The sequence below is a fragment of the Brevundimonas aurantiaca genome (genome assembly GCF_904830995.1).
GTDB lineage: Bacteria > Pseudomonadota > Alphaproteobacteria > Caulobacterales > Caulobacteraceae > Brevundimonas > Brevundimonas aurantiaca.
The window spans coordinates 804,594-830,618 of the sequence record NZ_CAJGVD010000001.1 but is presented as its reverse complement, the minus strand read 5'-3'; the positions used below and the strand labels follow the sequence as shown (position 1 = coordinate 830,618).

General features: G+C 66.2%; 32 protein-coding genes and 1 tRNA gene. 26 read left to right on the top strand and 7 right to left on the bottom strand.

Translation table 11 applies throughout. The features are described from left to right. Positions 1-106: 106 nt before the first annotated feature. The 3 genes from JMT67_RS04160 (at position 107) to JMT67_RS04150 (ending at position 3,806) form a co-directional block, all read left to right on the top strand. Entirely contained in the window at positions 107-1,324 is a 1,218-nt protein-coding gene (locus JMT67_RS04160; protein WP_201462759.1) for a hypothetical protein, read from the top strand. 107 nt (positions 1,325-1,431) lie between these two features. Next, on the top strand, positions 1,432-2,331 hold the full coding sequence (locus tag JMT67_RS04155; protein ID WP_191554096.1) for an enoyl-CoA hydratase-related protein: 900 nt from the start codon (positions 1,432-1,434) through the stop codon (positions 2,329-2,331). A 74-nt stretch (positions 2,332-2,405) separates the two neighbouring features. Further along, complete coding sequence (locus JMT67_RS04150; protein WP_082382801.1) at positions 2,406-3,806, top strand: Do family serine endopeptidase; 1,401 nt, start codon at positions 2,406-2,408, stop codon at positions 3,804-3,806. A gap of 332 nt (positions 3,807-4,138) precedes the next feature. Here the strand turns inward: JMT67_RS04150 and JMT67_RS04145 are convergent, their stop codons facing one another. Beyond that, positions 4,139-4,561, bottom strand: a complete 423-nt coding sequence (locus JMT67_RS04145; RefSeq protein ID WP_201462758.1) for a VOC family protein — start codon at positions 4,559-4,561, stop codon at positions 4,139-4,141. Between the two features lie 70 nt (positions 4,562-4,631). Here JMT67_RS04145 and JMT67_RS04140 point away from each other — a divergent pair, with 70 nt between their 5' ends. The 3 genes from JMT67_RS04140 (at position 4,632) to JMT67_RS04130 (ending at position 7,268) form a co-directional block, all read left to right on the top strand. Beyond that, positions 4,632-5,960 carry a replication-associated recombination protein A gene (locus tag JMT67_RS04140; RefSeq protein ID WP_201462757.1) on the top strand — a complete coding sequence of 443 codons (1,329 nt, stop codon included), beginning with the start codon at positions 4,632-4,634 and terminating at the stop codon, positions 5,958-5,960. A gap of 16 nt (positions 5,961-5,976) precedes the next feature. Then, positions 5,977-6,702 carry an RluA family pseudouridine synthase gene (locus JMT67_RS04135; protein ID WP_182714521.1) on the top strand — a complete coding sequence of 242 codons (726 nt, stop codon included), beginning with the start codon at positions 5,977-5,979 and terminating at the stop codon, positions 6,700-6,702. A 77-nt stretch (positions 6,703-6,779) separates the two neighbouring features. Further along, complete coding sequence (locus JMT67_RS04130; RefSeq protein WP_201462756.1) at positions 6,780-7,268, top strand: CC0125/CC1285 family lipoprotein; 489 nt, start codon at positions 6,780-6,782, stop codon at positions 7,266-7,268. Here JMT67_RS04130 and JMT67_RS04125 read toward each other — a convergent pair whose 3' ends face one another. Beyond that, positions 7,269-8,462 (bottom strand): hypothetical protein, encoded by a 1,194-nt coding sequence (locus tag JMT67_RS04125; protein ID WP_183217142.1) that lies wholly within the window; start codon positions 8,460-8,462, stop codon positions 7,269-7,271. Positions 8,463-8,601: 139 nt separating this feature from the next. Between JMT67_RS04125 and crcB the strand changes: the two genes are divergently transcribed. The 5 genes from crcB to JMT67_RS16195 all read left to right on the top strand — a co-directional run bounded on the left by crcB (position 8,602) and on the right by JMT67_RS16195 (position 11,614). Next, entirely contained in the window at positions 8,602-8,997 is a 396-nt protein-coding gene (gene crcB / locus JMT67_RS04120; RefSeq protein WP_201462755.1) for a fluoride efflux transporter CrcB, read from the top strand. Then, positions 8,994-10,016 (top strand): RluA family pseudouridine synthase, encoded by a 1,023-nt coding sequence (locus tag JMT67_RS04115; RefSeq protein ID WP_054766003.1) that lies wholly within the window; start codon positions 8,994-8,996, stop codon positions 10,014-10,016. The genes crcB and JMT67_RS04115 overlap by 4 nt, the downstream gene beginning before the upstream one ends. Next, positions 10,013-10,777, top strand: a complete 765-nt coding sequence (locus JMT67_RS04110) for an ATP12 family chaperone protein (RefSeq protein WP_201462754.1) — start codon at positions 10,013-10,015, stop codon at positions 10,775-10,777. Before JMT67_RS04115 ends, JMT67_RS04110 begins: the two co-directional genes overlap by 4 nt. Positions 10,778-10,856: 79 nt before the next feature. Then, on the top strand, positions 10,857-11,309 hold the full coding sequence (locus JMT67_RS16200; RefSeq protein ID WP_233455791.1) for a hypothetical protein: 453 nt from the start codon (positions 10,857-10,859) through the stop codon (positions 11,307-11,309). Beyond that, positions 11,306-11,614, top strand: a complete 309-nt coding sequence (locus tag JMT67_RS16195) for a transcriptional regulator (RefSeq protein WP_233455790.1) — start codon at positions 11,306-11,308, stop codon at positions 11,612-11,614. The genes JMT67_RS16200 and JMT67_RS16195 overlap by 4 nt, the downstream gene beginning before the upstream one ends. On the opposite strand, the gene JMT67_RS04100 is transcribed toward JMT67_RS16195, so the two are convergent. Then, complete coding sequence (locus JMT67_RS04100) at positions 11,600-12,370, bottom strand: pseudouridine synthase (protein WP_152950537.1); 771 nt, start codon at positions 12,368-12,370, stop codon at positions 11,600-11,602. The two genes, JMT67_RS16195 and JMT67_RS04100, sit on opposite strands and share 15 nt — an antisense overlap. 421 nt (positions 12,371-12,791) lie before the next feature. Between JMT67_RS04100 and JMT67_RS04095 the strand changes: the two genes are divergently transcribed. Next, entirely contained in the window at positions 12,792-13,193 is a 402-nt protein-coding gene (locus JMT67_RS04095) for a hypothetical protein (RefSeq protein WP_007445689.1), read from the top strand. Here JMT67_RS04095 and JMT67_RS04090 read toward each other — a convergent pair whose 3' ends face one another. Next, the gene (locus JMT67_RS04090; RefSeq protein WP_233455789.1) at positions 13,194-13,847 is read right to left on the bottom strand and encodes a DUF938 domain-containing protein; all 654 of its coding nucleotides are present in this window, start codon (positions 13,845-13,847) and stop codon (positions 13,194-13,196) included. A 132-nt stretch (positions 13,848-13,979) separates the two neighbouring features. Here JMT67_RS04090 and JMT67_RS16390 point away from each other — a divergent pair, with 132 nt between their 5' ends. The 8 genes from JMT67_RS16390 (at position 13,980) to JMT67_RS04055 (ending at position 18,806) form a co-directional block, all read left to right on the top strand. Beyond that, a complete protein-coding gene (locus tag JMT67_RS16390; RefSeq protein ID WP_267904130.1) occupies positions 13,980-14,114 on the top strand; it encodes a hypothetical protein in 135 nt (44 codons plus the stop codon). A gap of 95 nt (positions 14,115-14,209) precedes the next feature. Next, positions 14,210-15,544: a hemolysin family protein gene (locus JMT67_RS04085; protein WP_191554085.1), complete on the top strand. Its 1,335-nt coding sequence runs from the start codon at positions 14,210-14,212 to the stop codon at positions 15,542-15,544. 96 nt (positions 15,545-15,640) lie between these two features. Further along, positions 15,641-15,716 (top strand) — tRNA-Trp (locus JMT67_RS04080). A gap of 70 nt (positions 15,717-15,786) precedes the next feature. Next, positions 15,787-16,086, top strand: coding sequence for a preprotein translocase subunit SecE (gene secE, locus JMT67_RS04075; protein WP_201462751.1), 300 nt, complete (start codon positions 15,787-15,789; stop codon positions 16,084-16,086). A 13-nt stretch (positions 16,087-16,099) separates the two neighbouring features. Next, complete coding sequence (gene nusG / locus JMT67_RS04070) at positions 16,100-16,675, top strand: transcription termination/antitermination protein NusG (protein WP_054765997.1); 576 nt, start codon at positions 16,100-16,102, stop codon at positions 16,673-16,675. A 360-nt stretch (positions 16,676-17,035) separates the two neighbouring features. Beyond that, positions 17,036-17,467 (top strand): 50S ribosomal protein L11, encoded by a 432-nt coding sequence (gene rplK, locus JMT67_RS04065; protein WP_054765996.1) that lies wholly within the window; start codon positions 17,036-17,038, stop codon positions 17,465-17,467. 4 nt (positions 17,468-17,471) lie between these two features. Further along, the gene (gene rplA, locus JMT67_RS04060) at positions 17,472-18,161 is read left to right on the top strand and encodes a 50S ribosomal protein L1 (RefSeq protein WP_054765995.1); all 690 of its coding nucleotides are present in this window, start codon (positions 17,472-17,474) and stop codon (positions 18,159-18,161) included. Positions 18,162-18,278: 117 nt separating this feature from the next. Next, entirely contained in the window at positions 18,279-18,806 is a 528-nt protein-coding gene (locus tag JMT67_RS04055) for a DUF2059 domain-containing protein (RefSeq protein ID WP_183217161.1), read from the top strand. Positions 18,807-18,884: 78 nt separating this feature from the next. Here JMT67_RS04055 and JMT67_RS04050 read toward each other — a convergent pair whose 3' ends face one another. Continuing rightward, entirely contained in the window at positions 18,885-19,493 is a 609-nt protein-coding gene (locus JMT67_RS04050; RefSeq protein ID WP_054766973.1) for an NAD(P)-dependent oxidoreductase, read from the bottom strand. A gap of 52 nt (positions 19,494-19,545) precedes the next feature. On the opposite strand from JMT67_RS04050, the gene JMT67_RS04045 reads away from it, so the two are divergent. The 5 genes from JMT67_RS04045 (at position 19,546) to rplL (ending at position 23,022) form a co-directional block, all read left to right on the top strand. Next, positions 19,546-19,956, top strand: a complete 411-nt coding sequence (locus JMT67_RS04045) for a winged helix-turn-helix transcriptional regulator (protein ID WP_054765993.1) — start codon at positions 19,546-19,548, stop codon at positions 19,954-19,956. Between the two features lie 89 nt (positions 19,957-20,045). Continuing rightward, positions 20,046-21,131: an AI-2E family transporter gene (locus tag JMT67_RS04040; RefSeq protein WP_201462750.1), complete on the top strand. Its 1,086-nt coding sequence runs from the start codon at positions 20,046-20,048 to the stop codon at positions 21,129-21,131. A 161-nt stretch (positions 21,132-21,292) separates the two neighbouring features. Continuing rightward, complete coding sequence (locus tag JMT67_RS04035; RefSeq protein ID WP_054765991.1) at positions 21,293-21,754, top strand: NUDIX hydrolase; 462 nt, start codon at positions 21,293-21,295, stop codon at positions 21,752-21,754. Positions 21,755-22,057: 303 nt separating this feature from the next. Beyond that, positions 22,058-22,573: a 50S ribosomal protein L10 gene (rplJ, locus tag JMT67_RS04030; RefSeq protein ID WP_054765990.1), complete on the top strand. Its 516-nt coding sequence runs from the start codon at positions 22,058-22,060 to the stop codon at positions 22,571-22,573. Positions 22,574-22,635: 62 nt separating this feature from the next. Continuing rightward, a complete protein-coding gene (gene rplL / locus JMT67_RS04025) occupies positions 22,636-23,022 on the top strand; it encodes a 50S ribosomal protein L7/L12 (protein WP_152950534.1) in 387 nt (128 codons plus the stop codon). A 124-nt stretch (positions 23,023-23,146) separates the two neighbouring features. Here rplL and JMT67_RS04020 read toward each other — a convergent pair whose 3' ends face one another. Then, entirely contained in the window at positions 23,147-24,064 is a 918-nt protein-coding gene (locus JMT67_RS04020; protein WP_233455788.1) for an alpha/beta hydrolase family esterase, read from the bottom strand. A 122-nt stretch (positions 24,065-24,186) separates the two neighbouring features. On the opposite strand from JMT67_RS04020, the gene JMT67_RS04015 reads away from it, so the two are divergent. Beyond that, entirely contained in the window at positions 24,187-24,867 is a 681-nt protein-coding gene (locus tag JMT67_RS04015) for a type 1 glutamine amidotransferase domain-containing protein (RefSeq protein ID WP_201462749.1), read from the top strand. Between the two features lie 14 nt (positions 24,868-24,881). Here JMT67_RS04015 and JMT67_RS04010 read toward each other — a convergent pair whose 3' ends face one another. Beyond that, positions 24,882-25,736: an alpha/beta hydrolase family protein gene (locus JMT67_RS04010; RefSeq protein WP_201462748.1), complete on the bottom strand. Its 855-nt coding sequence runs from the start codon at positions 25,734-25,736 to the stop codon at positions 24,882-24,884. Between the last annotated feature and the right edge of the window lie 289 nt (positions 25,737-26,025).

The window sequence follows — 26,025 nt, the reverse complement described above, 5'->3', positions numbered from 1 at the left end:
TCAGGATCCGCATCGGCCGATAGCTGTCGAGACATTTCTCAGCCGCTGCCAGTTGGTCAGCGGTAGCGGAGAACTTTCATCCGGGGGCGCTGACTTACCCTCAGGCATGTCCGTTCTCGATGCCGGGCCGATGACTCCGGATAAGTTGAAAGCGGGATCCTCCAGCACTGCCTTCGGCGGTGGAGAGATCGACAATATTTCATTGTTTCCTCTTCCGGCTGCGCCGGGGTCAGCACCGGTCGCTGATTGGAGCTGGGTGTCGCTTTGGCAAGGTTATTTCAGCGACATAGGTGAGCTTCTCCCCTCGTCTCCGTCGGTGATCCCCGTATCCGACCCTCATTTCTATAACTATCAGCTCGAAACGTACTTAGGTCAGCATGGACCTACAAATAGGACGATCACCGCGCCGATGTACGTCCGCATCGCAATGCGTGACGACTACTATCTTATTTCTTACTTCGGCTTCTTTGCATATAATGGGGGGCTGGGTCCGCAGACGTCTTACGCCTCACGGCCTCTGGGTTCGGGCTCCGGATTCGGCGCTCACATAGGGGACTGGATTCGTCTCACCGCCAAGGTGAAGATCAATCAGGACAAGGTGTCGTTGCTCTATGTCGATTATGAAGCCCATGGCGATCCCAACATTGTCACATCTTCGAATTTTTCAGACCTGACGCTTGACCAAGTGCCTCGTCTGAACGGCTATGCGGCTTGGCACAGCCATGAGCTTTACACGACCGCCGGTGTACATATGAGGACGGAGACCGGCTTTACGGCGAACGATTATACAGACGATGTGGGGCCAGTCTGGGACACGGCGCCGAACCTCACCTTCATTTCCGATGACGGCCCAGCATGGGTTTTCTACAACGGCTTGTGGGGCGCCAACATCACCGTATCCGGCTTCATTCAAAACTATCTCAAGAACGGCCCGCAGGGGCCGGCATTCCACTGGTATTGGACCTCCGAAACGAAAGACGGCCAGTCGCCGATCGTGCAGTGGAGGGACAATCAAGCTCCGCAACTGCCTCCCACCACCGGCGTGAACTGGAGTCTCTCGCCAGGGACTTACGTCTATCCACGCACGCCGATTACGGCCTCGTGGGCGGCTGTGCCACAGGCCACATCATATGTGCTCAACCTGTATAGGAACGACGCCTGCATTCTGACAACAACAGTGTCCGGCACGCAGTTCACCTATAATATAACCGGCCCCGATATGTATTTCAGTCTGACCTTGGAAGTCATCGCCATGGGCCTCAACACCCAGCCGGGCGTGCCGTGTCGGTCCAGCTCCTTCTATTGCGGCAACTCCACGGGCTAGTTTCCCATGAAGGCTGAGCGAGTTGGCGATCGAATCGAGGAGGGTTGCGTTTCCGTTTGACGTGGAGCGCGTTAGGCTCTCGTCAATCGAATATCCGAGATCAAGACATGGCCGATCAACCGAACGACGCCGACATCAACGCCCTGGACGTCACCGACGCGGAGGCGGCGGAGATCAACAGCATCGCCCATCCCCTGGTCGCGGACCCCGCGCCGGATGCGAACGATGATCTGGTTCGGATCGACGCCACGACCGACGGTGTCGTCTTCGTCACCCTCAACCGGCCGGAAAAGAAGAACGCCTTTGACGCCGCCACCATCGCCGCCCTGCATGAGGCGTTCGAGACCCTGCACGGCGCCGACCATGTGCGCGCGGTCTTCATTCGCGGGGCGGGCGGAACCTTCAGCGCCGGGGCCGATCTGAACTGGATGCGTGACGCGGCGGACTGGTCCGAGGCCGACAATCGCGACGACGCCCTGGGGCTGGCGCGGATGCTGAAGGCCCTCCACGACGTCCCCGCTCTGACCTGCGCCGTCGTCGAGGGCGCGGCCATGGGCGGCGGGGCCGGAATCGTCGCCGCCTGCGACATGGCCGTGGCGGTGGAGGGGGCGCGTTTCGCCTTTTCCGAGGTCAAGCTGGGCCTGATCCCGGCCACCATCGCCCCCTATGTGATCGAGGCCGTCGGGGCCCGCCGCGCCCGCCAACTGTTTCTGACCGCCAACAGTTTCGACGCCGACTACGCCGCCCATGCGGGACTGATCGACCTGGTCCTGCCCCAGGGTTCGGTCGATGAGTTCATCACCATGTTGACCGACAGCCTGGGCGGCAATGCGCCCGGCGCCATGGGCGAGGCCAAGCGGCTGGTCAACGACATCGCCGGCCACAGGATCGATCACGGCCTGATGGACGATACGGCCAGACGGATCGCCCGGGCGCGCGTCTCGGCCGAGGGGCAGGAGGGGGTTCGCGCCTTTCTGGACAAGCGCAAGCCGAGCTGGACGGTCTGACCGCCATCGCCTTGATGCCGCCAGAAAAGCCGTGCGGTATAGCCCGGCTTGAAGCTTCCATTCCTTGGATGACGATGAAGACCCGACCGATCGTGCTCGTCGCCGCCCTGGCCCTTTCGGCCTGCGGCAATCCCACCTCGACCAAGGCGCAGGAGGGCGAGTTCGCCCAGCCCACGCGCACCGCCCCCAGCGATGCGGCGGGGATGAAGTCCAGCTTCGCCCCTGTGGTGCGCTCGGCCGCTCCGGCTGTGGTCAATATCTCGGCGCGCAGCGTGCAGCGGGTTCAGGTCGATCCCTTCTTCCAGTTCTTCGGCGGCGGCATCCCCCAGGCGCGGGTGGCCGAATCCGTGGGGTCGGGGGTCATCGTCCGGTCGGACGGGATCGTGGTGACCAACAACCACGTCATCGACGGCGCCCAGCAGATCAAGGTGGTGCTGAACGATCGGCGCGAGTTTCCCGCCACCGTCATCCTGGCTGATGAGCGCAGCGACATCGCCGTGCTGCGGCTGGAGAACGTCAGCGACCGCCTGCCGGTCCTGGCCATCGACGATCAGGAAGAACAGCAGGTCGGCGATCTGGTCCTGGCCATCGGCAATCCCTTCGGCGTGGGCCAGACCGTGACCAACGGCATCATCTCGGCCCTGAACCGGACCGAGACGGGCATTTCCGACTCAGGCTCTTTCATCCAGACCGATGCGGCCATCAACCCCGGCAATTCGGGCGGGGCGCTGGTGGACATGGACGGCGACCTGATCGGCATCAACACCGCCATCTTCTCGCGCTCGGGCTCGTCGGCCGGGGTCGGGTTCGCCGTGCCGGCCGCCATGGTCAAGCGGGTGGTCGACAGCGCCCTGGGCGGCGCCAAGACGGTGGTGCGGCCCTGGCTGGGGGTGAAGGGCGACACGGTCACCGGCGACATCGCCGGCAGCCTGGGCCTTTCCCGCCCGCAGGGGCTGGTGGTCACCGACGTCTATCCGAACAGCCCGGCCGCCCGCGCGGGGGTGCGTCAGGGCGACGTGATCACGGCGATCGACGGCCAGGAGATCAACGACCAGGGCGGGCTGAACTACCGCATCGGCTCCCGCGCGCCCAATGATCAGGTGCAGGTGGCCATCCTGCGCGACGGGCGGGTCCAGACGCTGACGGCGCGGGTGCAAACCCTGCCGGGCGAGGCTGATCCCGACAAGGGCCTCGTTATCCAGCAAGGGCCGCTGCAAGGGGCCATGGTGGCGCAACTCACGCCGGCCCTGGCGGATCGACTTGGCGGCGATCCTTTCGCCACCGGGGTGGTCGTGCTCGGCGTCTCCGGTCGAGGCTATGCGGCCAGCGTCTTCCGCCAAAACGATTTGCTGATCGCGATCAACGGCCGTCAAATTTCCACAGCCGCTGACGCTCAGGCCGCCAGCGCCGGTCGCGGCCCGTGGGAGGTGGTCATCAATCGCGGCGGTCGGCAAATCCGAGGCGTTCTGCGCTAGGCCGCTCCGCCATTGGACGCGAAAAAAGGTGTCCGATGTGTCCGATCTGTCCGACAGGTTTTGTTTTCTAACGAGAAATGGCCGGACGCTGGTCGGACTGTCCGGCTGCCGCCGCGCTCTGCTCCTTCTGCGATGTCAAAGACCGGGCGTCATTATAGGGCCCTCGGGAGGGGCGCCGGGTAGTTCGACGGGCGAAGCCGCAAGCCGTTGAAACAAGGAGCGGGTTTTCGCGACATTGGACGAGAAACCCAGGGATGGCCGGCAGGCGGAGGGCTGGGGATCGAGCGCTGCGAGGGCTCTCGCTGACCGGACGGGGCGAGAGCCTGATCGTCTCAACCCTTCATCGGCCCGCCGATCGACCAGGTGTGCCCGAAGGGGTCGCGCAGGACGCCGTAGCGGTCGCCCCAGAACTGGTCCGCCATGTCGAGAACCGGTTCTGCACCCCCGACCGTCAGGGCGCGGGTCCACCAGGCGTCCGGATCTTCGACCTGAAGGTGCAGGGTCACGCCGGCGGGGCGGAGGTCCTGGCTGCCCGTATATTCCGGGAACTCGTCGTTCAGCATCAGGCTGGCGCCGTTGATCCTCAGATGGGCGTGCATCAACCGTTCCCCGTCGTCCGCCAGCCGCCGATCCAGCACTTCCGCGCCGAAGGCGATGGTGTAGAAATCGACGGCGGCGGCGGCGCCCCGCGACGGAATGGTCAGGTGCGGGGTTAGGCCGCCAGTCGGGCCTTGGTTCGGATGGGCGTCGGTCATAAGGGCTCTCTGTGGCGCTGACCCATACTAACGGGTGAAAACCGCTTTAGGCACGACTACATAGGTCGCAATGAGCGATCTTTTCGAAGCCTCCGGCATTCTGCCCCCCGACGCCCCCCTGGCCGACCGTCTGCGGCCCGGCACCCTGGACGAGGTGGTGGGCCAGGATCATCTGCTGGGCGCCGGCGGGCCGATCCGGCGGATGATCGAGGCGGGGCGGCTGGGTTCGATGATCCTGTGGGGGCCGCCCGGCACCGGCAAGACCACCATCGCCCGGCTGCTGGCCCAGGCGGCGGGCTATGAATACCAGTCGATCAGCGCCGTCTTCTCCGGCGTCGCCGATCTGAAGAAGGCGTTCGAGGCGGCGCGGATGCGGCGGGCGGCGGGGCAGAGCACCCTGTTGTTCGTCGACGAGATCCACCGGTTCAACCGCGCCCAGCAGGACGGCTTCCTGCCCTTCGTCGAGGCCGGAGTCGTCACCCTGATCGGGGCCACGACCGAGAACCCCAGTTTCGAACTGAACGGGGCCCTGCTGTCGCGGTCCCAGGTCTATGTGCTGAAGCGGCTGGACGATGCGGCCCTGGATCAGCTGTTGGCGCGGGCCGAGGCCCATATGGAGCGGCCCCTGCCGCTCGTGCCCGAGGCGCGTCAGGCCATGCTGGCCCTGGCCGACGGCGACGGCCGCTATCTGCTGACCATGTCCGAGGTCCTGTTCGACCTGCCCGCCGGTGAAACCCTGGATGTCCAGGGCCTGGCGGGGGTGCTGCAACGCCGAGCGCCCGCCTATGACAAGTCGCGGGAAGAACACTACAACCTCATATCCGCCCTGCATAAGTCGGTGCGGGGGTCGGATCCGGACGCGGCGCTGTACTGGCTGGCGCGAATGCTGAACGGGGGCGAAGATCCGCTGTATCTGGCGCGGCGGATCGTGCGGATGGCGGTCGAGGACATCGGCGAGGCGGACCCCCTGTCGATCCTGGTCGCCAACGCCGCGAAGGACACCTACGACTTTCTGGGCAGCCCCGAGGGCGAACTGGCCCTGGCCCAGGCCGTGGTCCACCTGGCCACAGCGCCCAAGTCGGTGGGGGTGTACGAAGCCTTCAAGGCGGCGAAGAAGGCGGCCTATGAGACCGGCTCCCTGATGCCGCCCGCCCATATCCGCAACGCCCCGACGAAGCTGATGAAACAACTGGGCTACGGCAAGGGCTACCAGTACGATCCGGACACGCCCGAAGGCTTTTCCGGCGCCGACTTCTTCCCCGACGAGATGGAGCGCCGCACCTTCTACAGACCCAAGGGCGAGGGGCATGAGGAGAAGGTCAAGGCGCGGCTGGAACGCTGGGCCGAAATGCGGGCGCGAATGGCCAAAGAGGCGGCGGTGGACGGGGCGGGGGACTGACCTCTAGAAGCCCCCGATGACCGCCCGCACCCCCGTCGCCCTGTCCGAGGATGAGATCGCCGCCGTCCGGTCCTGGGTGATCCACGAGGACGCCCATCTCATCGCCTTTTCCAAGCCGTCGGGCCTGTCCAGCCAGGGCGGGCGGATCAAGGCCCATACGCTGGACGATCTGCTGTGGGCCTTCGCCCGGTCCAACGGAAAGCGGCCGGAGCTGGTGCATCGGCTGGACCGGGACACCTCGGGCGTGATCCTGGCGGCCAAGACCAAGCCGGCGGCGGGTTTTTTGGGCAAGGCCTTGCAGATGCGGCGGTTCCGCAAACAGTATCTGGCCCTGCTGTCCGCCGCGCCGGACCCGAAATCCGGCTCCATCGACGCCCCGTTGCGGCGCGAGGAGATCGGGCGCGAGTCCTATATGCGGGTCGTCGCCTTCGACGCGCCCGGCGCCCAAGGGGCGCAGAGCCGCTATCGGACCCTGGCCGCCAATGATCAGGGCGCGGTGGTCGAGCTGGAGCCGCTGACCGGGCGGATGCACCAGCTGCGGGTCCATATGGCCCATCTGGGCCGTCCGCTGATCGGCGACGTCCGCTATGGCGGCGCCCTGACGACAGAGGTCGGGCCGGCGCCGCGCCTGATGCTGCACGCCGCCAAGCTGAGCTTCCCCCATCCCGAAGGCGGGACCACCACGGTCGAGGCGCCGCCGCCCGCCGACTTTGCGGGTTTGCGCGCGGCGCTTGGCCTGTAGTCGGGGCCTCTAGTCTGGGCCTCTGGACGGAACGCTCCGGCTCAAACAACGCTATCTCAGCCAAAGGAGACCCCGCCATGAAGCGCCTCGCCGTTCTCAGCCTCGCCGCCTCGACCTTGGCGCTTGCGGCCTGCGCCAGTCTGGCGCCCTACGGCGCCCAGCGCGGGCCGGGCGGTCAGGGCTATTCCGACCAGAGGATCGAATCGAACCGCTATCGGGTGACCTACAACGGCGTGGGCGCCCCCGGCGCCGTAGCCGACTTCGCCCTGTTGCGGGCCGCCGACCTGACGACTGCACAGGGCTATGACTGGTTCGAGGTGACCCAAAGCTGGACCGACGGCCGCCCCGGCGGCGCCGGCGGGGTGCGGCCCAGCGTCTCGATCGGCGGCGGCTCCAGCCGGTACGGCGGCTATTCCGCCTCGGGCGTCGGCGTCGGCCTGGGCCTGAATTTCAGCGGCCCCAGCCCGACCTCGACTTCTCTGGAGATCGTCATGGGCCGGGGGCGAAAGCCCGATCGTCCGAACGCCTATGACGCCCGCTCGGTCCAGGCCTCCATCCCACGCTGATCAGCGCCCCCTGGTCAGGGCGCGGTATTCGACAAGCCGTTCCTTGTCGCGCCGCACTTGGTCGCCGACCGTGTTGTCCACGTCCAGCGAGGCGTAGCGGACCCAGCCGTCAGCGCCCAGCTTGTCCTGAATGGCGTTTGCCGGGGTCTGCCAGCGGAAGTAGGACAGCCAGGACACGCCGAACGCCAGAACGACGGCGACCAGTTGAAGGACGCGGAACCCGACCTCGTTCGCCTGGGGCGCCGGGAAAAGGGCGAAGGCGATGAGCCAGATCAACAGAACCGCCGGGGTGGTGATCCGCCCGAACCAGCGCATCCAGTAGCGTTCGCGCCGCACACGCCAAAGCTCCATCTGGATGAACTTCTCCAGATACTCCATCCGCGCCCCGATCCACATGACGAGACGCGTCAGATAGAGGGCGCGCTGGCCCCAGGCCTTGCCGTCCATCTGATAGGTGGTCTCGGCCTGGTCGGACAGGGCGCGGGCGTTGGTGAACAGGTTTTGCAGCTCCCGCGTCCGCTGCACGATCTCGCGCGACAGCTCATAGGAGTCGTTCTCCAGCCGGAACCGGTACTGGATGAACAGGATGGTCGAGACGCCGAAGAAAATCCCGCCCGTCACCAGCATGGCCAGCACCCCCAGACCCAGACCGGCCGGTTGGCCGCCCGCCCATTCGGCGAACAGGGTCGGCCCCATCTCGGCCAGGACGGCGAAGGCGATCAGGGCCAGGGCCTGGGTCAGCCGCTTGATTCCCACATGGACGCAAAGGGCGCGGAAGATGCGCCGCCCATAGGCGTGAACCCGGCCACGGATGTCGCGGTCCGCCGGAAACCGCTCCTCGATCTGGCGCGAGAACAGGACGTGGAAGCGGTCCGGCTTCTTCTCGTTCTCCCAGAAGGGGAAGATCTCCAGCGGCTGGTTGAAGTACAGGTCGATGTTGCCGGAGATGCGCGCGATCGCCGCGTCGTCCAGGGTGAAATAGTCGCTTTCCTGGATCGGGCGCAGAACCCCTTCGTCCGATATGGCGGGGGTGTCGCTGGGGGTCGGCGTCGGCGGGGCCGTGCGCGGGGCCTCCGCCGGGGCTTCGGCCAGATCGTGCGGCTGTTCGGCCGCCGGCGCTTCGGGTTCGACGACGGGCGGCGGCGGGGTCATCGTCGGCGCGATCGCCGGGCTCTGGCTGTCTTCCTGCGACATGAAACATCCCCGACCGGAACTAGGCTGTTTCGGATATCGCCGTTAACCACGTCCGAGGGCAAGTGAAGTTTCGGTCAGACGTGCGGCGAGGGCAGGGAGACTTCGCTTTCGGCGGCGGCGGCGTATATAGGCCCGGATCATGACACGGTTTCTTCTCGTCGCCGCCGGCGGCGCCCTGGGGTCCATGGCGCGCTTCGGGCTCGGTCTCCTCGCCACGCGGCTGGCGCCCAATACGGCCTGGCCGATGGGCACCTTCGCGGCCAATATCCTGGGCGGCCTGGCCATGGGCTTGCTGGTCGGCTGGCTGGCCTTCAAGGGCGGGGCGCATCAGGAGACGATCCGCCTGTTCGCCGCTGTCGGCGTGCTGGGCGGGTTCACCACCTTCTCCTCCTATTCGCTGGAGGCGGTGATGATGATCGAACGCCGAGATTACGCCCTGGCCGCCGCCTATGTGGTCGGTTCGGTGGTCCTGGCCGTCGCCGCTCTCTTTATCGGCCTGATGGTCGCCCGCCGCGCTTTCGGAGCCGCCCTTTGACCGACCAACCGCCCGCAGACGCGCCCAAGCGCGAAGTCCTGACCCTCTATGTGGCGGAAGACGAGGACGGCATCCGGCTGGACCGCTGGTTCCGCAGGCGCTGGCCGCACCTGTCCAACATCCAGGTCCAGAAGATGGCCCGCAGCGGCCAGATCCGCGTCGACGGCGCCCGGATCAAGCCCGAGGGCCGTCTGACCGCCGGCGCCGCCGTGCGCGTGCCGCCGATTCCCGACGACACCTCGCGCCAGGCCGGCGACCCCCACACCCTGACCGAACGCGACATCGCCTTCGCCAAGTCTCTGGTCCTCTATGAGGACGACATGGTCATCGCCCTGAACAAGCCGCACGGCCTGGCCGTCCAGGGCGGCACCAAGACCAGCCGTCACGTCGATCGTCTGCTCGGCGCCTGGGGCGAGGGGATGGAGCGGCCGCGGCTGGTCCACCGCCTGGACCGCGACACCTCCGGCGTCCTCCTGCTGGGCAAGGGGCCTGAGGCGGCCAAACGTCTGGCCGGGGCCTTCGCCCGCCGTCAGGCCAAGAAGACCTATTGGGCCATCGTCATCGGCAATCCGAAACCCTATTCGGGCCAGATCGACATGCCGCTGAAGAAGACCGGCATCAACGACTTCGAGATGATGCGCCCGGCGGATCGCAAGGATCCCAAGGCCGAACCGGCCGAGACGGCCTTCAGCACCATCTCCCGCGCCTCCGATCGCGCCGCCTGGATGGCCCTGCGCCCCTTCACCGGCCGCACCCACCAACTGCGCGCCCATATGGCGGGCATAGGCCACCCGATCCTGGGCGATCCCAAATACGGCGACGACAAGTCCCGCGAACTGTCCGGTCCGCTGAAGCTGCAACTCCACGCCCGCAGCATCGAACTGGACCACCCGCGCGGCGGCCTGCTGAAAGTCACAGCCCCCCTCAGCCCCGAGATGAAGGCCGGCTTCGCCCACTTCGGCTTCTCCGAGGACGAGGCGGAAGACGATCCCTTCCTGGGTGTTAAGAGGATCCGATGAGCCATATTCCCCCGCTCGACCCCATTGTCGCCGCCCGCAAGGGCTTTCGCGAAGTTCAGGAGACGGTGCGCCGCTTCTGGGGCGATGTAACCGTCGGGCGCCATTCCGACGGCGGCTGGGCCGTGCTGCTGGACGGGCGCACGCCCAAGACCCCCGCCAAGGCGCCCCTGGTGCTGCCGACCGAGGCCGCCGCCCGACTCGTCGCCGATGAGTGGGCCGCACAGGGCGAGGTGGTCGAGCCCTCCACCATGCCGGCCACCCGCCTGGCCTCGACCGCGATCGACCGGATCGGCCAGGCGCGCGAGGCGGTGGCGGACGAGATCGCCGCCTACGCCGGATCGGACGTGGTCTGCTATCTGGCTGAACACCCGACGCCCCTGGTCGAACGCCAGCAGCACGCGTGGGGACCGTGGCGCGATTGGGCGGCGCGCGAGATGGGGGTGGTCCTGGCGCCCGTCTCCGGCATCGTCCACCAGCCCCAGTCGCCCGAGGCCGTCGCCCGGGTGAAGGCCCACGCCCTGTCGCTGGACGACTTCCGCCTGACCGGCCTGGCGACCGCCGTGCCCCTGTTCGGTTCGGCGGTCCTGGCCCTGGCGCTGGAGCAGGGCGCTCTGGAGGGCGGCGCCGCCTTCGACCTGTCGCGGATCGATGAGCGGTTTCAGGAGGAGCAGTGGGGCGTCGATGCAGAGGCTGCGGAACGCACCGAGGCGCGCCGGGCCGAGGCCGAACTGCTCCAGCGGTGGTTCGAGGCGCTGGGTTGATTTTCCAATCTGGAAACTTATGACTTGACGATATGGAAAGTCTCTATCATTTTCCATTGTGGAAAGTGAGAAAGCCGCCATGTCCCAGAACGACCCTGAAACCCACGAACAGATGCTGGCCGAGATCCGGCGTTCCCAGGACCTGGTGCGCGAGCGCGTCGCCAAGAGTTCCTGGTCCTATGACCTCGTCTATTCGGCGGTCGCGGCCGCCTTTGTCGGCGGCCAGGCTGCGCCGATGCCCTTCAACGTATTGGCCTCGGCAGCAGCGACCCTGGCCTTCGCCATCCTTTGGCGGCGATGGTCCGAGAAGACCGGCGTCAGCGTCACCGGCCTGTCGCCACGCCGCGCACGCTGGGTCGCCATCGCCCTGGGTGTCGTCTTCCTCGTTCTGGCCCTGGCCAGCGTCTATTTTGGACGGACGGGCCAGTATGTCTGGGTCCTGCCGCTGATTGCCGCCGCCTTTGTCCTCGCTCTGATCTTCTCGCGCCTTTGGATGCGGGTTTATCGCGCAGAAACGGCGACTCGACCGTGAGCGCCCCGGTCCTGGACGTCGTCATCCACGCCCCCGGCCGTCTGCAGATCTGCGCCATGCTGTCGGCGGCGGACGAGGTCGAGTTCGGCGTGGTCCGCGACGGGATCGGCGTGTCCGATTCCGTCATGTCCAAACACGTCAAACAGCTGGAAGAGGCCGGCTATGTGAAGCTGCGCAAGGCGGCCCTGGGCGGGCGACAGCGCACCTGGCTGGCTCTGACGGGGGCGGGGCGCAAGGCCTTCGCCGGCCATGTGGCGGAGCTGACCCGGCTTGCCGGCCTGGCGGGCGTGTCAGTTCCCGGCTGACTGCCGGATCAGCGCCTCGCGCTCGTCCGGCGTCAGGTGACGCCATCGGCCCTCGGGCAGGTCGCCCAGCAACAGCGGCCCCACGCGGATGCGGTACAGGTCTGTGACCTCCAGCCCGACCAGTTCGCACATTCGGCGGATCTGGCGGTATTTGCCCTCGGTCAGGATGAAGCGCAGTCGCTGGGGTTCGATCTGGGTGACGCGGGCGGGCTTCAGCGGCTTGCCGTTCAGCTCCAGTCCGTGGCGCAGCTTGCCCAGCTTGGCCTCGGTGATCTGGCCGTCGACGACCACCAGATATTCCTTGTCCAGTTCGGACTGCGGCCCGATCACCGCCTTGGCCACCACCCCGTCCGACGACAGCAGCAGCAGGCCGCGCGAATCCTCGTCCAGCCGGCCGATCGGGGGCAGGGAGGCGTCGCGCGCCGGGACCTCGCCCTCGCCGACGCGGTTGGGGGCCTTCAACAGCCGCACGGCCGGGATCTTGCCGGGATCAGGCTGGCCCGAGACATAGCCGACCGGCTTGTGCAGCAGTATGGTCATGCCCGCCGCCAGGGCCGACTGGGCCGTGTCGTTCAGGGTCAGGGTCTGGCCCGGCTCGATCTTGCGGCCCGCGTCTCGCACCACCTCTCCGTCGATGGTCACCAGTCCGTCTGCGATCAGGCTCTCGGCCTCCCGGCGCGAACAGACGCCGGTCTGGCCCAGCCACTTGTTGATCCGGACCGGCGCGTCGCCGTCATAGGTGCGGGAAAAAGCCATTACGGTCCGTCGTCAAAGGATGCGGCTGTCTAGAGCATGATCGCTTCGGACGGAACCGCGAAGCCGTTCCTCCTCACCGCATCAGGCTCCAGGCGGGGCGGTCGTATGAGAAAATCGCGGGGGTCGTGAATGACCATGATCAGGACGTTCCGAGCCGGCGAAGGTTGATATTGCCGACGATCCGACTATATCAGACCTCATTCCACAAACGATGCAGATTGCGGGGCGGCCACGGCCGATCCCGATCATTTTCGTTTCTCTGGAAATTTTCCAGAAGCGTCTTCGGATTCGGCGACGCGATCTGATGACATATTGAAATTGAAAAGGAGACGTCTTGTACGCACAACGTAAATCTTCCTCCGGTCCTCGTCGTTCGAGCTATAATCGTCCCGTGCCCACCCGTCTTCGGATGGGGTTGGTGATGCGCCGGGACATGGACTTCGGTGAAATGGGCGATGTCGAGGGCGCACTGCGGGCTGAAGGCGTGGGACTGGCGCCCATTTCGACCGGCGACGCCAGTTTGGTTGCGGGCGGGGTGACGGTCTTGGCGACCGCAACCGCATCCGACATCGCCGAGGGGCGTTTGAAGGGTTTGATCGTGCCGGGCGGCGCGCAGGACGCGACGGGCCTGGCGGCCGTTCGGGCTCTGATCGATCTGGCGCGGGCAAACCAACTGCCCGTGATCGCCTTCGCCGACGGCGTGGATGTGGCGGCCGATCGTTTCGGCGTGGCCGCACAGGCGCCCGGCGCCCTGTTCAACGGCGAACAGGTCCAGCTGGTGAACGCCCGTCCGGATCTGGCGGCCGTGGTCGCCGCCCTCTGATCAGGCGCGCCTGAACAGCAGCATCAGATTGTTCGACGGCATCTGGACCCGGCGCGTCGCGACCAGCCCCTGCGACCGGGCCAGATCCTCCACGTCCTCGCGCGCCCTCAAGCCCCAGCTCGGGTTTCGCGCCTTCAGACTCTCGTCGAAGGCGGCGTTCGACGGGGACAGGGGGAGGTCGGCCTCGCGATAGGGGCCGTAAAGCGCCAAGAGACCGCCGGGGCCGCGCAGCATCCGTCCCGCCAGAACCATCAGCCCCTCGGTCGCCGACCAGGGGCTGATGTGCGCCATGTTCGCGCAATAGACCGCATCCCAAGCCATTTCGGGACCCGCCGTCGGGGGCCATGTCGCCGGGTCGGCGGCGTCCAGCGGAAGGGGCTTCCGCAGATTCGACGGTCCATCCCGCCGCCAGGCGTCGATGCTGTCGCGCGCCTCACGGCTCGGATCACTGGGCGTCCAGGTCACGCCGGGAAGGGCGCAGGCGAAGATCAGGGCGTGCTCGCCCGATCCGGCGGCGACCTCCAGCACGCGGCCTTTCTTGGGCATATGGGCCTTCAGCACGCCGAGAATCGGCGCGGCGTTGCGACGCGCCGCCGGAGAGGACAGGGCGCCGGGCGGAAGGGCGGCGCCGTCTGTGGCGACGAGGGAATCCATGGTCTGCATCTCGATCCTGTAGACGCCGCTCGGGCTGTGGCGTCTCTTTTTCGCTTCCGGCGGGTGTCGGCTTGAACCAAATCTTAATCCATCGTTTATGACGGTTGTCAGTATTAAGCGATTGGTAACCTTATGCGACGCGCGCTTCGCACCGGACTGTTCATCGGCACGCTTTTGGGCATGAGCGCCTGCGCCGGCGCCAATGACGCCGGTCGCGCCTCGACGTCCGGCGCCTATGGGGCGATAGAGGTCGGCCGGACCGGCTGAAGATCAAGGAAAACGTGGCGTCGCGCGCCAACCTGTCATAGTATAGGCGCGCGGACGCCGAATGTCGCGCCGCGTCGGTCCCCAAAAACCCCTAGATGTTACTCATCGCTATTGCCGTCGTTCTGCTCCTTGTGGTGCTCAACGGCCTGTTCGCCATGACCGAGTTGGCCGTGGTCTCCTCGCGAAAATCCCGCCTCCAAAGCCGGGCTGAAAAAGGCGATCGCGGGGCGCGCAAGGCGCTGAAACTGTCAGAGGAGCCGACGCAGTTCCTGTCGGCGGTCCAGGTGGGCATCACCCTGATCGGCATTCTGGCCGGCGCCTATGGTCAGGCCACCATCGCCGCCGAACTGGACCATATTCTGGAAGTCAGCTTCCCGGCCCTGTCGGCCTACACGGAAATCGTGTCCACGGCCCTGGTCGTGGTCTGCATCACCTATGTTTCGCTGATCGTCGGCGAACTGGTGCCCAAGCGGCTGGCCCTCATCTTCCCTGAAACCATTGCGGCGAAGATGGCCGCGCCCATCTCCACCCTGGCCGTCGCTCTGAAACCTTTTGTTCTGCTGCTGACGGCCTCGACCTCGGGCATTCTGAAGATTCTGGGCGTCAAGGATCGTGACGGTTCGGACGTCACCCAGGAAGAGGTGGCGACGATCCTGGCCGAAGGCACCTCCGCTGGCCTGATCGAGCCCGAAGAACAGGTGATGATCGAGGAAATCCTGCGCCTGGGCGACCGGCCCGTGCGGGTGGCCATGACGCCGCGCCACGAAGTCTTCTGGATCGCCCTGGACGATCCCGAGGCGGTGTTGCGCGAAGAGATCCGCACCTGCCCCTATTCCCGGATCGTGGTGGCGCGTGAGAGCGACGTCGATAATCCCCTTGGGGTGGTGCACAAGAAGGATCTGCTGGACGCCCTGCTGACCGACGGCACGTTCGACATCGAACCCCTGGTGGCCGAACCGGCCTTTATTCCCCAATCGACCTCGGTCCTGAAGGCCCTGGAGATCCTGAAGGGGTCCCGGGTTCATATGGCCTTCATCGTCGATGAGTTCGGCGCCTTCGAAGGCGTCGTCACCGCCACCGACATTCTGGAAATGATCGCGGGCGACTTCAACGAGGGCCACGATGAAGACGACGCCTGGATTCATCAGCGCCCAGACGGCAGCTGGCTGGTGGACGGACAGACCGATCTCGACGATCTCGCCGATACCCTGGGCGAGGACTTCGGCGAGCATGAGGGTTTCCACACCGTCGCGGGCCTGATTCTGCATCAGATTTCGCGCGTCCCGGACGAGGGCGAGATTCTGCAGGTCGGCCGATTCGAGGTCGAGGTGGTCGATATGGACGACCGCCGCATCGACAAGCTGATCTTCAAGGAACTGGTGAAGGCCGAGGCCGAGCGGGAAGCCATCGCCGCCCATCTGGAAGACTGAAGCGGAACTGCGACATCGCCCTTGAAATGACGGGCGGCGTGGGGCATACGCCCCCCTCTGGCGAACGCGCGGGCCGGACGGTTCGCGCGATTGTCTAGGAGTTTAGCTCAGCTGGTAGAGCACCGGTCTCCAAAACCGGGGGTCGTGGGTTCGAGTCCCCCAACTCCTGCCAATCCCCCCTGTCGCTTCCGGATGGGACTACCCATCTGGGGCGACAGGAACAATTGTGTGAAGAGCAACTGATGGCCAAGGCCAAATCACCCGGCAAGCGGCCCCAGGCCGGCTCCAAGCCCCAGGCCGTCGCGGCCGGCGCCACCGTCGTCGTCGATCCGATCGAGCCCAAGAAGCCCCGCACCAGCCCGGCGCAGTTCTTCAGCCAGGTTCGCGCCGAGGCCCGCAAGATCGTCTGGCCGACCCGCAAGGAGACCTGGATCACCTCGGTGATGGTCTTCATCATGGTGGTGATCGCCTCGATCTTCTTCTGGGTCGTGGACACCGGCCTTGGTTTCGCCTTCCGCTACATCATCGCTCTCGGATCCTGAGAAAGACGCGCCCATGACCGATGCAGCGCCCGCAAAGCCCGCCAACCCGCGCCACAAGTGGTATATCGTCAACGCCTACTCGAACTTCGAGAAGAAGGTGGCGGAGCAACTGCGCGAGCAGGCCAAGCAACAGGGGCTGGAAGACGCCTTCTCCGAAATCCTGGTGCCGACCGAGGACGTCGTCGAGATCCGTCGCGGCCGCAAGGTGAACTCGGAACGCAAATTCTTCCCCGGCTATGTGCTGGTGAAGATGGAAATGACCGACCAGGCCTATCACCTGGTCAAGAACACGCCGAAGGTCACCGGCTTCCTGGGCGCCGCCGGCGGCACCAAGCCCCTGCCGGTCTCGGAACGTGAGGTTCAGAACATCATCGGCCAGGTGGAGGAGGGCGTCGAACGTCCCAAGCCCACCATCCGCTTCGACATCGGCGAGAAGGTCAAGGTCATCGACGGCCCGTTCGCCAGCTTCGATGGTTCGGTCGAGAGCGTCGACGAAGAACAGGCCCGCCTGCGCGTCGCCGTCTCCATCTTCGGCCGCGCCACGCCGGTCGAGCTGGAATACGGCCAGGTGGAGAAGGTCGCGGGCTGAAGCCGCGCACCGGCCGAGATTTGAAGCCGCGTCCGACTGGGCGCGGCTTTTTTGTTGTGGCGTGTGGATCGTTTCCCGCCGTCATCCTCGGGCTTGATCCGAGGATCGGATCGTCAGTCGCATTGCGCCTCGGACGACGCACAGCCCGATCCGCATCCGGACTTCGGGTAAAGCCCGAGACGACGAAGCGGGGGATGGGAGCGCCAGTCGCGTTTGCCTTTCCAGCCCCGCTCTGTTACACGCGCGCCTTCGCTCGGCGGGCCTCGGCTCGTGGAGCGTCAAATCCGTGGGAGGCCGCCATGCCGCACCACGGCTCACCGGCTCGTCGTTCGTTCGTCGGGTCATTCATAGGAGAGACCAATGGCCAAGAAGATTCTCGGCTATATCAAGCTGCAAGTGCCGGCCGGTTCGGCCACGCCTTCGCCCCCGATCGGCCCGGCTCTGGGTCAGCGCGGCGTGAACATCATGGGCTTCTGCAAGGAGTTCAACGCGCGCACCGAGAAGGAAGCCAAGGGCACCCCGCTTCCGACCGTCATCACCGTCTATCAGGACAAGTCGTTCACCTTCGTCACCAAGACGCCGCCGGCGACCTGGTACCTGAAGCAGGCCACCGGCCTGAAGTCGGGCTCCAAGCTGGTCGGTCGCGAAGTGGCCGGCAAGATCACCGTGGCCCAGCTGCGCGAGATCGCCGAGAAGAAGATGAAGGATCTGAACGCCAACGACCTGGACGCGGCGACCAAGATCATCGAAGGCTCCGCCCGCGCGATGGGCCTCGAAGTGGTGGAGGGCTAAGCACATGGCCAAGCAAACCAAGGCCCAGAAGGCCCGCACCGGCGTCACCCAAGACCTGCTGCCTTTCTCCGACGCCATCAAGCTGGCCAAGGAAAACGCCAAGGCCAAGTTCGACGAGTCCCTGGAAATCGCCGTCAACCTGGGCGTCGATCCGCGTCACGCCGACCAGCAGGTCCGCGGCGTGGTCAACCTGCCGTCCGGCACCGGCCGTGACGTCCGCGTCGCCGTCTTCGCCAAGGACGCCAAGGCCGCTGAAGCCGTCGCGGCCGGCGCCGAGCACGTCGGCGCCGAAGATCTGTACGAGAAGATCGCCGGCGGCTTCATGGAGTTCGACCGCGTGATCGCCTCGCCGGACATGATGGCCCTGGTCGGCCGTCTGGGTAAGGTGCTGGGCCCGCGCGGCCTGATGCCGAACCCCAAGGTCGGCACCGTGACCCCGAACGTCGCCCAGGCCGTCAAGGACGCCAAGGGCGGCGCGGTCGAGTTCCGCGTCGAGAAGGCGGGCATCGTCCACGCCGGCGTCGGCAAGGTCTCCTTCACCCAGGAAGCTCTGGAGGCCAACGTCAAGGCCATCGTGGACGCCCTGGTCCGCGCCAAGCCGTCGGGCGCCAAGGGCACCTATGTGAAGCGCATCAGCCTGTCGTCGACGATGGGCCCGGGCTTCAAGGTCGATCCGGCCTCGCTGGGCGCCTAAGCCGTCTGCGTCGAAAGACGATCGGTATCGAAGAGCGGGGGGGAGCGATCCCCGCCGCTTTTTTCTTGTCTCTAACCGGACGGCCCGGCAGGGTGGGCGTCTAACCGGGGGTTTAGGATGAGACACGTTTTCGGCGGGCTGATGTTGGCCCTGACACTATTTTGCGCGCCGGCCGCCCTGGCCGAGACGCGCGATGACGGCGCGGCGCGGCTGGCACTCGCAAACAAGTTCGTCTCCTTGATGCAAGGAGAGGAACTGGGCGCCGCCCTGGGTCAGATGACGTCGATGATGATGCCCGCCGAGCTCGAAGGCATGTCCGAAGATGAGGCCGCCAAGTTCCGTGCGGTCATGGGGGAGGTGACGGCGCGCATGATGCCGCGCATGTTCGAGGCCATGGCGCCGATCTACGCCGACATCTTCACTCTGGAAGAACTCCAGGCCCTGGTCGACTTCTATCAGAGCGACGTCGGCCGCTCCATGGTGACCAAGAGCTATCAAGCCGCGCCGCGTTTGGCGGAGGCGGTCCAGGCGATCATGCCGGAAATCATGGCCGAGATGGGCAATGTGCTCTGCGACGAGTTCGAATGCACAGCCGAACAGCGCCGTGAATTGAAGGCGGCGATGTCTCAAGCCGTGGGGCGGTGATTTTCAGGCGACGATCACGGGGACTGTTTCACCTGTGACCTGGAAGACGGCGGCGGATCAAGACCCGCCGCCCAGCCCTCAATAAGCCGCGGTGAAACGCGATCGCGAGTGGTTGTGCTGCTCCAACTCATCCACCATGGCGATGGCGTAGTCGGCGAAGCTGATGCGGCTCTGTCCGTTGGCGTCGACGATCAACTGATCGGTTCCCGTGCGGAAGACGCCCAGGCGCGGTCCTTCCTCGATGAAGGCCGCAGGGGAGAAGAAGGTCCAGTCGATTTCGGTCTCGCCCCGCAGATCCTCCAGGAAGGCGACGCCGGGCAGGGCGTAGGGTTTGAATTCTTCCGGAAAATCGGGAGTGTCGATCAGGCGAAGACCCGGCGCGACCTCCAGGCTGCCCGCGCCGCCGGTGACCAGAAGGCGCGGCACGCCCGCAGTCTTCAGCGCCTGAAGCAGGGTCTCGGCCTTGATGTCGTGGTGCAGGGCGCTGATCACGGCGTCGCATCCCTTGATGAGGTTCGCCAAGGCCGCAGCGTCCGAGGCGTCGCCCCCAAGCGCCGTCACGCCGGGCGCTACGGGAATGGCTTCCGGCTTGCGGGCGATCGCCACGACTGAATGGCCGCGAGAGGCCAGCTCCTTGGTGATTTCCGATCCGGCGCGACCGCTGGCGCCCAAGACTGCGATCTTCATGAAAGTCTCCATAGGTTTCCAATGGAGACCAGGTGCGTTATGGAAATCGGCTATGCAAGACGGCACCTTTCTCTCACCTGGTCACCCACTGGAAACCCGACTGCGCGGCGACGTCTTTTGCGCCGCCTGTCCGACGCGCCAGCTCCTGGATCGGATCGCCGACAAATGGAGCACCCTGATCCTGATCGTCCTGGGCGACGGGCCGATGCGTTTCAATGCGCTGAGGCATAGGATCGACGGCGTGTCCCAAAAGATGTTGAGCCAGACCCTGAAGGCTCTGGAGCGCGACGGGCTGGTCTCCCGATCGGTCGCGCCGACCGTGCCCGTGTCCGTCACCTACGCCATGACGCCCCTGGGCCGATCGCTTCTGGCGGCTCTGCAGTCGATGATAGACTGGGCGGAGACCCATATGGACGAGGTGGAGGCGGCCCAGGCCGCCTATGACGGACGCGATCATCCCTGAGTCCCACGAACCTGGTCGAACTCTTTTCGTCATCGCTTCGAACGGCGCCGCTCCGGCGGCGTTGTAGGCAGGCGAAACAAGGGAAGCGAATGTTCGGTTTGGGAAGAGCGGCGCAGGGCGCGCCGGCGGATGAGGGCGGACGCGATCCATGGAAGGGAAGGCTGGCCTTCGGCGCCGTGGTGCTGGTGGGCGTCTATTTCGCCGGCCAACTGATTGTCACGCTACACACCCTATGGTTGTTGGTTTTCGGTGCAATTCTGGCCGCGGTCGTTCTGAGGGCCCTAGCCGACCCTATCGTCCGGTGGTTCAACCTGCCCGATCCCGCTGCGGTTCTGCTGTCCCTGTTGATCGTCATTTCGATCCTGGCGGGGGTTCTGACCCTCTTTGGCGCCCAGATCGCCGAACAGATCGCGGCCCTTGTGGCGGTGCTGCCTCAGGGCTGGGATCGGGTGCAGTCCTGGATCCAGGCCCAGCCCTACGCCACCCAACTGCTGGACCAGCTGAAGAGTCTGGGCGGACAGACGGGGCAGGCGCTGCAAGTGGCGCAGAAGTTCGCAATGGGCTTCGCCTCCGGGGCCACCACCTTGGTTCTGGTGATGGTGGCCGGGGTTTTCCTGGCCATCGAGCCCGCCAGATCGCGCGAGGGACTTCTGTCCCTGGCTCCCAAGACCCACCGGCCTCGCCTGCGCGAGGTGCTGAACAGCTGCGGCCGCGCCTTGAAGGGGTGGTTGAAGGCGCAGCTGTTCTCCATGGTGCTGGTCGGGGTCTTGACGGGGACGGGACTGGCGCTGATCGGCGTGCCCTCGGCGGTGGGTCTGGGGCTGCTGACGGGCGTGGCGCAGTTCGTGCCGATCGTCGGCCCCATCGTCTCCACCATCCCGGCGGTCCTGGTGGGCGCGACCCAGGGCTGGGAGACCGCCTTGATGACCCTGGGGCTTTACGTCGCCGTTTCCCAGCTGGAGAGCAATTTCATCACCCCCATGGTGCAGAAGAACGTCGCCAATCTGCCGGTGGTCCTGGGCATCTTCGCCGTCGTGGGGATAGGAACGCTTTTCGGGCCGCTGGGGGTCCTGTTCGCAACGCCCCTGGCCCTCGTTCTGCACACCGTCATCACCATGATTTACCGACAGGACATTCTGGGCGACGAGGAGGCGACGGCGCCTGGCCAAACCTGATTCCTTATCGGGCTTACCAGTGTCTTGACGCCGCTTGCCGGATGACGTTTGGGAAGATGTGGTCGATCGACCGTCTTGGTACGGATGGTCGGGCGAGCCGGGGACGAGGCAAGGGGTCTCGACCGGTCTTTCGGCCTTCTGCGGTGGAAGGGATCTGACGTATGGCCAGCGGAGCCAAGCGCACGGCGCGCTCGGAAATGCGTCAGGTGGCGGCCCTGCCCTGGCGGGTGGAGGAGGGCGAGCGCCGAATCCTCATGATCACGTCGCGCCAGACCGGACGCTGGGTCATACCCAAGGGCGGCCGTATGGCCGGCAAGACCGACGCCCAGGCGGCGGTGCAGGAGGCTCTGGAGGAGGCGGGCGTCAAGGGGGCGGTCGAAGACGCGCCCATCGGCGTCTTTCGCTACGCCAAGACCCTGAAGGACGGTGGGCAGCGCAAATGCGTGGTCTCCGTCTATCCGCTGCAGGTGCTGATCCAGCTCGGAGCCTGGCCTGAGGACCATCAGCGTCAGCGGCGGTGGATGACGCCGCAAGCCGCGGCGGCGGCGGTCAACGAACCGGATCTGGCGGCCTTGATCCTCGAATTCGCCGCAACCCTGCCGACGGACGAACAGCCGGCTTGATTTCGCCGGGCCGCGCCTGTATGAGCGCGCCTTCCCGTCACAGGTTCACGCCTTTGACGGTCCTGTCCGAGAACTTCGGGGCGTGGGGGTCACCCAGGCCGTAACTGTCAGAGAGCCCTCTGGCGCCGTGGGGAGATGGGGACGCGACCTTGCCGACGTCAGCCCGCATTCCGGGACGGACGCCGTCAGACGCATCCTTCGGACAATAAGACCGGCCTGAACGCTGTGCGGCGACGCATGGCGTATGGGCCAATCCGTCGTCGGGAATAAGCCCGGCGGCGAATACCAAGACTGGAGACCGCAATGGACCGCGCACAAAAGGCCGAGTCGATCGAGACGCTCAAGGGCGTGTTCGCCGACGCCGGCTCCGTGGTCGTGACCCACAACCTGGGTCTGACCGTTGCGGAAATGGAAGATCTGCGCGGCCGTCTTCGCAAAGAAGGCGGCGCGTTCAAGGTGGTCAAGAACCGCCTGGCGCTGAAGGCGCTCGAAGCCGAAGAAGGCAGCGGCTACCACGGCCTGTTCAAGGGCCCCGTGGGCATCGCCTATGCCGAGAACCCGGGCACGGCCGCCAAGGTCGCGACCGAGTTCGCCAAGGCCAATGATCGTTTCAAGATCATCGGCGGCTTCATGGGCGAAACCGTCGTCGATCAGAAGGGTGTCGAGGCTCTCTCGAAACTCCCGACGCTCGACGAAGTCCGCGCTCAGCTCATCGGCCTGCTCAATGCGCCCGCGACCAAGGTCGCCGGCGTGCTGCAAGCGCCCGCTGGTCAGCTGGCTCGCGTGTTCAACGCCTACGCCACCAAGGAAGCCGCGTAAGCGGCGGACCCTTTCATCTCTGCATCATTCTCTGAAACCAATCCTCCGAAGGAAAACTGACAATGGCCGACCTCGCCAAGATCGTCGAAGACCTGTCCGCGCTTACCGTTCTGGAAGCCGCTGAACTCTCCAAGCTGCTGGAAGAAAAGTGGGGCGTTTCCGCCGCCGCTCCGGTCGCCATGGCCATGCCGGCCGGCGGCGGCGCCGCTGCTCCGGCTGAAGCCGCTGAAGAGCAAACCGAGTTCACCGTCGTCCTGGTCGACGGCGGCGACAAGAAGATCAACGTCATCAAGGAAGTCCGCGGCGTCCGTTCGGACCTCGGTCTGAAGGAAGCCAAGGACCTGGTCGAAGGCGCTCCGCAGAACGTCGTCGAGAACGTCTCCAAGCAACAAGCCGACGAGATCGCCAAGAAGCTGACGGAAGCCGGCGCCAAGGTCCAGATCAAGTAATCTGGGTCTCAGCTCCGCTGAAGATCGGAAAGGCCCGGCGGGAAACCGCCGGGCTTTTTTGTTGGCCTACCGCGCTTCGCGCTGCTTGAGGCCCGTGAGCGCTATGGCTGGGGCCTAGTCCGTATCAGTTCTGCGGGCGTGTCCGCGCGGCGAAGAAGGCCCACATGGCGTCGTTGTCGGCGACCCAGCTGTGGTCCCCGCCGGCGGTGATGCGGCCGACGACGTCGGCGCCGTCTCGGCAGGCGGCATAGCCTTCTTCATAGACCTGGGCCGTGACCCAGACGGTGGGACGCGGGGCCGCGCAGCCGTTCAACTGGGCCCAGCGCTGTTCGGCCGCATGCATGGTGTAGCTCCAATATGGGGCGCCGCCGCCCTGGATCGGATTGGTGGTGTCGGCGTCGCCGGCGAAGGCCATCACCGGCATGGGGCGCGACGGCCGGCAGGTGGCGGGATCAGGGCGCTGAGGATCACGCCGATCGGGCCGTCCGGCGCGCAGCCCGACCACGGGAGCGATGGCGGCGAACCGGTCCGCGGCCGCGCAGCCCAGCCAGGAGGTCATCCGGCCGCCGCCCGACAGGCCGGTCGCATAGACCCTGGACGGGTCAATACAGCCCTGATCGGCCAGGGCGTCGATGGTCTCGGTCATGAAGGCCACGTCGTCGGCGTCGTTCGGGCCGGGAATCTTTCCGGCTATGGTGGGCACGCCCGGCACGTTCCAGACGAAGCCGCGCTCCACCGGAATGCCGCCGTCGGGCGCAATGACGATGAAACCGTGCCGATCCGCCGTCTCGGCCAGGCGCGACGACGCCAGAATTTCGGCGCCCGTGCCGCCGCTGCCGTGCAGCAGAAAGACCAGGGGAGCGGGGCGGTTCGGGTCAAATTCGCGCGGCGTATGAAGCTGAACCGTCCGACCGTTCGGACCCAGGGCCAGGGTGCGGGTCGTTCCGGCCGGCGCCAGGCCGCAATCGGCCCGAGCGGCTGAAGCCGACGCCAATACACCCATCAGAAGAGGCAGGGCCAGGGCCGCAATCCAAGCTCTCATCCGTCCGTCTCCATTTGGGCAGGGAAGGGGCAGGCTTGCCCCAGCCGGGCAGGCCTCGCAAGCGCGGCCTTGGCGGATCGGTTCGGCTTCCCATCTGTTACGCCTGAAAAGGAGCCCCCGAAATGAAGATCCTGATGGTGCTGACCTCGCACGACCAGCTCGGCGACACCGGCAAGAAGACCGGTTTCTGGCTGGAGGAACTGGCCGCCCCCTATTATGCGCTCAAGGACGCCGGGGCCGAGATCGTCCTGGCCTCGCCCAAGGGCGGTCAGCCGCCGCTGGACCCCAAGAGCGACGATCCCGACGCCCAGACCGAGGACACGCGCCGCTTCAAGGCCGATGCCGAGGCCCAGGCCGCCCTGGCCTCGACCGTCGAACTGTCCTCGGTCAAGGCCGAGGACTTCGACGCCGTCTTCTATCCGGGCGGTCACGGCCCTCTTTGGGATCTCGCCAACGATCCCGCCTCGATCGCCCTGATCGAAGCTTTCGCCAAGGCGGGCAAGCCGACGGGCCTGGTCTGCCACGCCCCGGGCGTTCTGAAGTCGGTCAACGGGCCGGACGGACAGCCCCTGGTCAACGGCCGCAAGGTCACGGGCTTCACCAACAGCGAGGAGGAGGCCGTCGGCCTGACGGCCGTGGTGCCCTTCCTGGTCGAGAACGTGCTGAGCGCCAACGGCGGCGACTATTCGCGCGGCCCCGACTGGGGCTCCCATGTCGTCGTGGACGGCAAGCTGGTTACCGGTCAGAACCCCGCCTCCTCGCGCGACGCGGCGGAGGCCCTGCTGCAACTGCTGAAGTCCTGAGACTTAGGGGCCCGTCAGAGCCCGTCCAGGGCAGCGGCCATGCGCGGCTTGAAATCGGCCTGTTGCGGCACGTCGCCATGGTCAGCCTGAGGGAAGAGCAGATGTTCGACCCTGAGACCCTCGGTCCTCAGTTCGCGCGCCAGACGGCGGCTGAGCGCCGGGGGCAGGGTCTTGTCGCGTCCGGCCTCCAGCACCACCACCTTGCCGGAATAGGTTTTGAGCGCCGCCGGCACGTCGATAGCATCCAGGTTCGGGGCGATGTTCACCCGGACGAAGGGGCGGGCCCAGCCAACCATCGTGTCCACCGCCGCACGCGTGCTGGGGGTGGTGGCTTCCAGAACGAGGGCGTCGGCTTTCATATAGGCGGCGGCCTGGGCGCAGACGGGGCCGCCCAGGGAATGGCCCCAGGCGATCAGCTTGCGGCCTTCGGCCTCGGCCTGGGCGCGCGCCGCGTCCGCGACTGCGACGCCGGCGGCGAGAAAATTGGCGTAGTCCGCCTGGCCCGCCGTATCGCCATAGCCCGGATAGTCGAACATCAACACGTCGCCGAACGGCGCCAGCTCATTGGCGACCGTCCCGGCGCCGCTGCTGCGCCGAAACAGGTTGCCGCCGCAGTACAGGATCAGGGGCGCGTCGCGGCGGCCGGTCCTGATCCGCGTGGTCCCAATGTCGCCGCCCGCATACCTCAGTCGAGCGACTTCGGCGGGGAAGACCATGGGGGCGTCGGTCGGCAGGTCGATCTTTTCGGCCGCCACGCGCGCGTCTGGATAGAAGAAGGCGTCCTCCGGCACGTCCAGCGACAGGCAGCCGCCCAGCAGCAGGACGCACAAGGCCGAGGCGACAGCGCATTGACGGGCGTGGTTCTGCATCTGAGCGGTTCCCCCTGACGCCATCTCTTCGGCGCGACTCGCCGGTCCGTCAATCCGCCTTAGACGCCTTGGCAAAGGGGCGCGAAAATATGGGGCAGGGGCCTTTATTTCGCCGCGGAAGCGAGTATATGTCCGCGTTCCGCAACACTCCTAAAGAGTCTGCGCGCAAGCGCCGAGGCCCGGTCCGTCGCCCTCCGACCGGAGCGAAGGCGCGGCTCCTCCCCCAGGGAGCCGGTACATTTCAGGCGTCCTGGTCCGGCAGCGGGCCGAGGGTGGGCGTCGAAAACCT

Coding starts and splice junctions, on each gene's coding strand:
- JMT67_RS04160 (WP_201462759.1), top strand. CDS start 107: ATGTCCGTTCTCGATGCCGGGCCGATGACTCCGGATAAGTTGAAAGCG.
- JMT67_RS04155 (WP_191554096.1), top strand. CDS start 1,432: ATGGCCGATCAACCGAACGACGCCGACATCAACGCCCTGGACGTCACC.
- JMT67_RS04150 (WP_082382801.1), top strand. CDS start 2,406: ATGAAGACCCGACCGATCGTGCTCGTCGCCGCCCTGGCCCTTTCGGCC.
- JMT67_RS04145 (WP_201462758.1), bottom strand. CDS start 4,561: ATGACCGACGCCCATCCGAACCAAGGCCCGACTGGCGGCCTAACCCCG.
- JMT67_RS04140 (WP_201462757.1), top strand. CDS start 4,632: ATGAGCGATCTTTTCGAAGCCTCCGGCATTCTGCCCCCCGACGCCCCC.
- JMT67_RS04135 (WP_182714521.1), top strand. CDS start 5,977: ATGACCGCCCGCACCCCCGTCGCCCTGTCCGAGGATGAGATCGCCGCC.
- JMT67_RS04130 (WP_201462756.1), top strand. CDS start 6,780: ATGAAGCGCCTCGCCGTTCTCAGCCTCGCCGCCTCGACCTTGGCGCTT.
- JMT67_RS04125 (WP_183217142.1), bottom strand. CDS start 8,462: ATGTCGCAGGAAGACAGCCAGAGCCCGGCGATCGCGCCGACGATGACC.
- crcB (WP_201462755.1), top strand. CDS start 8,602: ATGACACGGTTTCTTCTCGTCGCCGCCGGCGGCGCCCTGGGGTCCATG.
- JMT67_RS04110 (WP_201462754.1), top strand. CDS start 10,013: ATGAGCCATATTCCCCCGCTCGACCCCATTGTCGCCGCCCGCAAGGGC.
- JMT67_RS16200 (WP_233455791.1), top strand. CDS start 10,857: ATGTCCCAGAACGACCCTGAAACCCACGAACAGATGCTGGCCGAGATC.
- JMT67_RS04100 (WP_152950537.1), bottom strand. CDS start 12,370: ATGGCTTTTTCCCGCACCTATGACGGCGACGCGCCGGTCCGGATCAAC.
- JMT67_RS04095 (WP_007445689.1), top strand. CDS start 12,792: ATGCGCCGGGACATGGACTTCGGTGAAATGGGCGATGTCGAGGGCGCA.
- JMT67_RS04090 (WP_233455789.1), bottom strand. CDS start 13,847: ATGGATTCCCTCGTCGCCACAGACGGCGCCGCCCTTCCGCCCGGCGCC.
- JMT67_RS16390 (WP_267904130.1), top strand. CDS start 13,980: ATGCGACGCGCGCTTCGCACCGGACTGTTCATCGGCACGCTTTTGGGC.
- JMT67_RS04085 (WP_191554085.1), top strand. CDS start 14,210: ATGTTACTCATCGCTATTGCCGTCGTTCTGCTCCTTGTGGTGCTCAAC.
- secE (WP_201462751.1), top strand. CDS start 15,787: ATGGCCAAGGCCAAATCACCCGGCAAGCGGCCCCAGGCCGGCTCCAAG.
- nusG (WP_054765997.1), top strand. CDS start 16,100: ATGACCGATGCAGCGCCCGCAAAGCCCGCCAACCCGCGCCACAAGTGG.
- rplK (WP_054765996.1), top strand. CDS start 17,036: ATGGCCAAGAAGATTCTCGGCTATATCAAGCTGCAAGTGCCGGCCGGT.
- rplA (WP_054765995.1), top strand. CDS start 17,472: ATGGCCAAGCAAACCAAGGCCCAGAAGGCCCGCACCGGCGTCACCCAA.
- JMT67_RS04055 (WP_183217161.1), top strand. CDS start 18,279: ATGAGACACGTTTTCGGCGGGCTGATGTTGGCCCTGACACTATTTTGC.
- JMT67_RS04050 (WP_054766973.1), bottom strand. CDS start 19,493: ATGAAGATCGCAGTCTTGGGCGCCAGCGGTCGCGCCGGATCGGAAATC.
- JMT67_RS04045 (WP_054765993.1), top strand. CDS start 19,546: ATGCAAGACGGCACCTTTCTCTCACCTGGTCACCCACTGGAAACCCGA.
- JMT67_RS04040 (WP_201462750.1), top strand. CDS start 20,046: ATGTTCGGTTTGGGAAGAGCGGCGCAGGGCGCGCCGGCGGATGAGGGC.
- JMT67_RS04035 (WP_054765991.1), top strand. CDS start 21,293: ATGGCCAGCGGAGCCAAGCGCACGGCGCGCTCGGAAATGCGTCAGGTG.
- rplJ (WP_054765990.1), top strand. CDS start 22,058: ATGGACCGCGCACAAAAGGCCGAGTCGATCGAGACGCTCAAGGGCGTG.
- rplL (WP_152950534.1), top strand. CDS start 22,636: ATGGCCGACCTCGCCAAGATCGTCGAAGACCTGTCCGCGCTTACCGTT.
- JMT67_RS04020 (WP_233455788.1), bottom strand. CDS start 24,064: ATGAGAGCTTGGATTGCGGCCCTGGCCCTGCCTCTTCTGATGGGTGTA.
- JMT67_RS04015 (WP_201462749.1), top strand. CDS start 24,187: ATGAAGATCCTGATGGTGCTGACCTCGCACGACCAGCTCGGCGACACC.
- JMT67_RS04010 (WP_201462748.1), bottom strand. CDS start 25,736: ATGCAGAACCACGCCCGTCAATGCGCTGTCGCCTCGGCCTTGTGCGTC.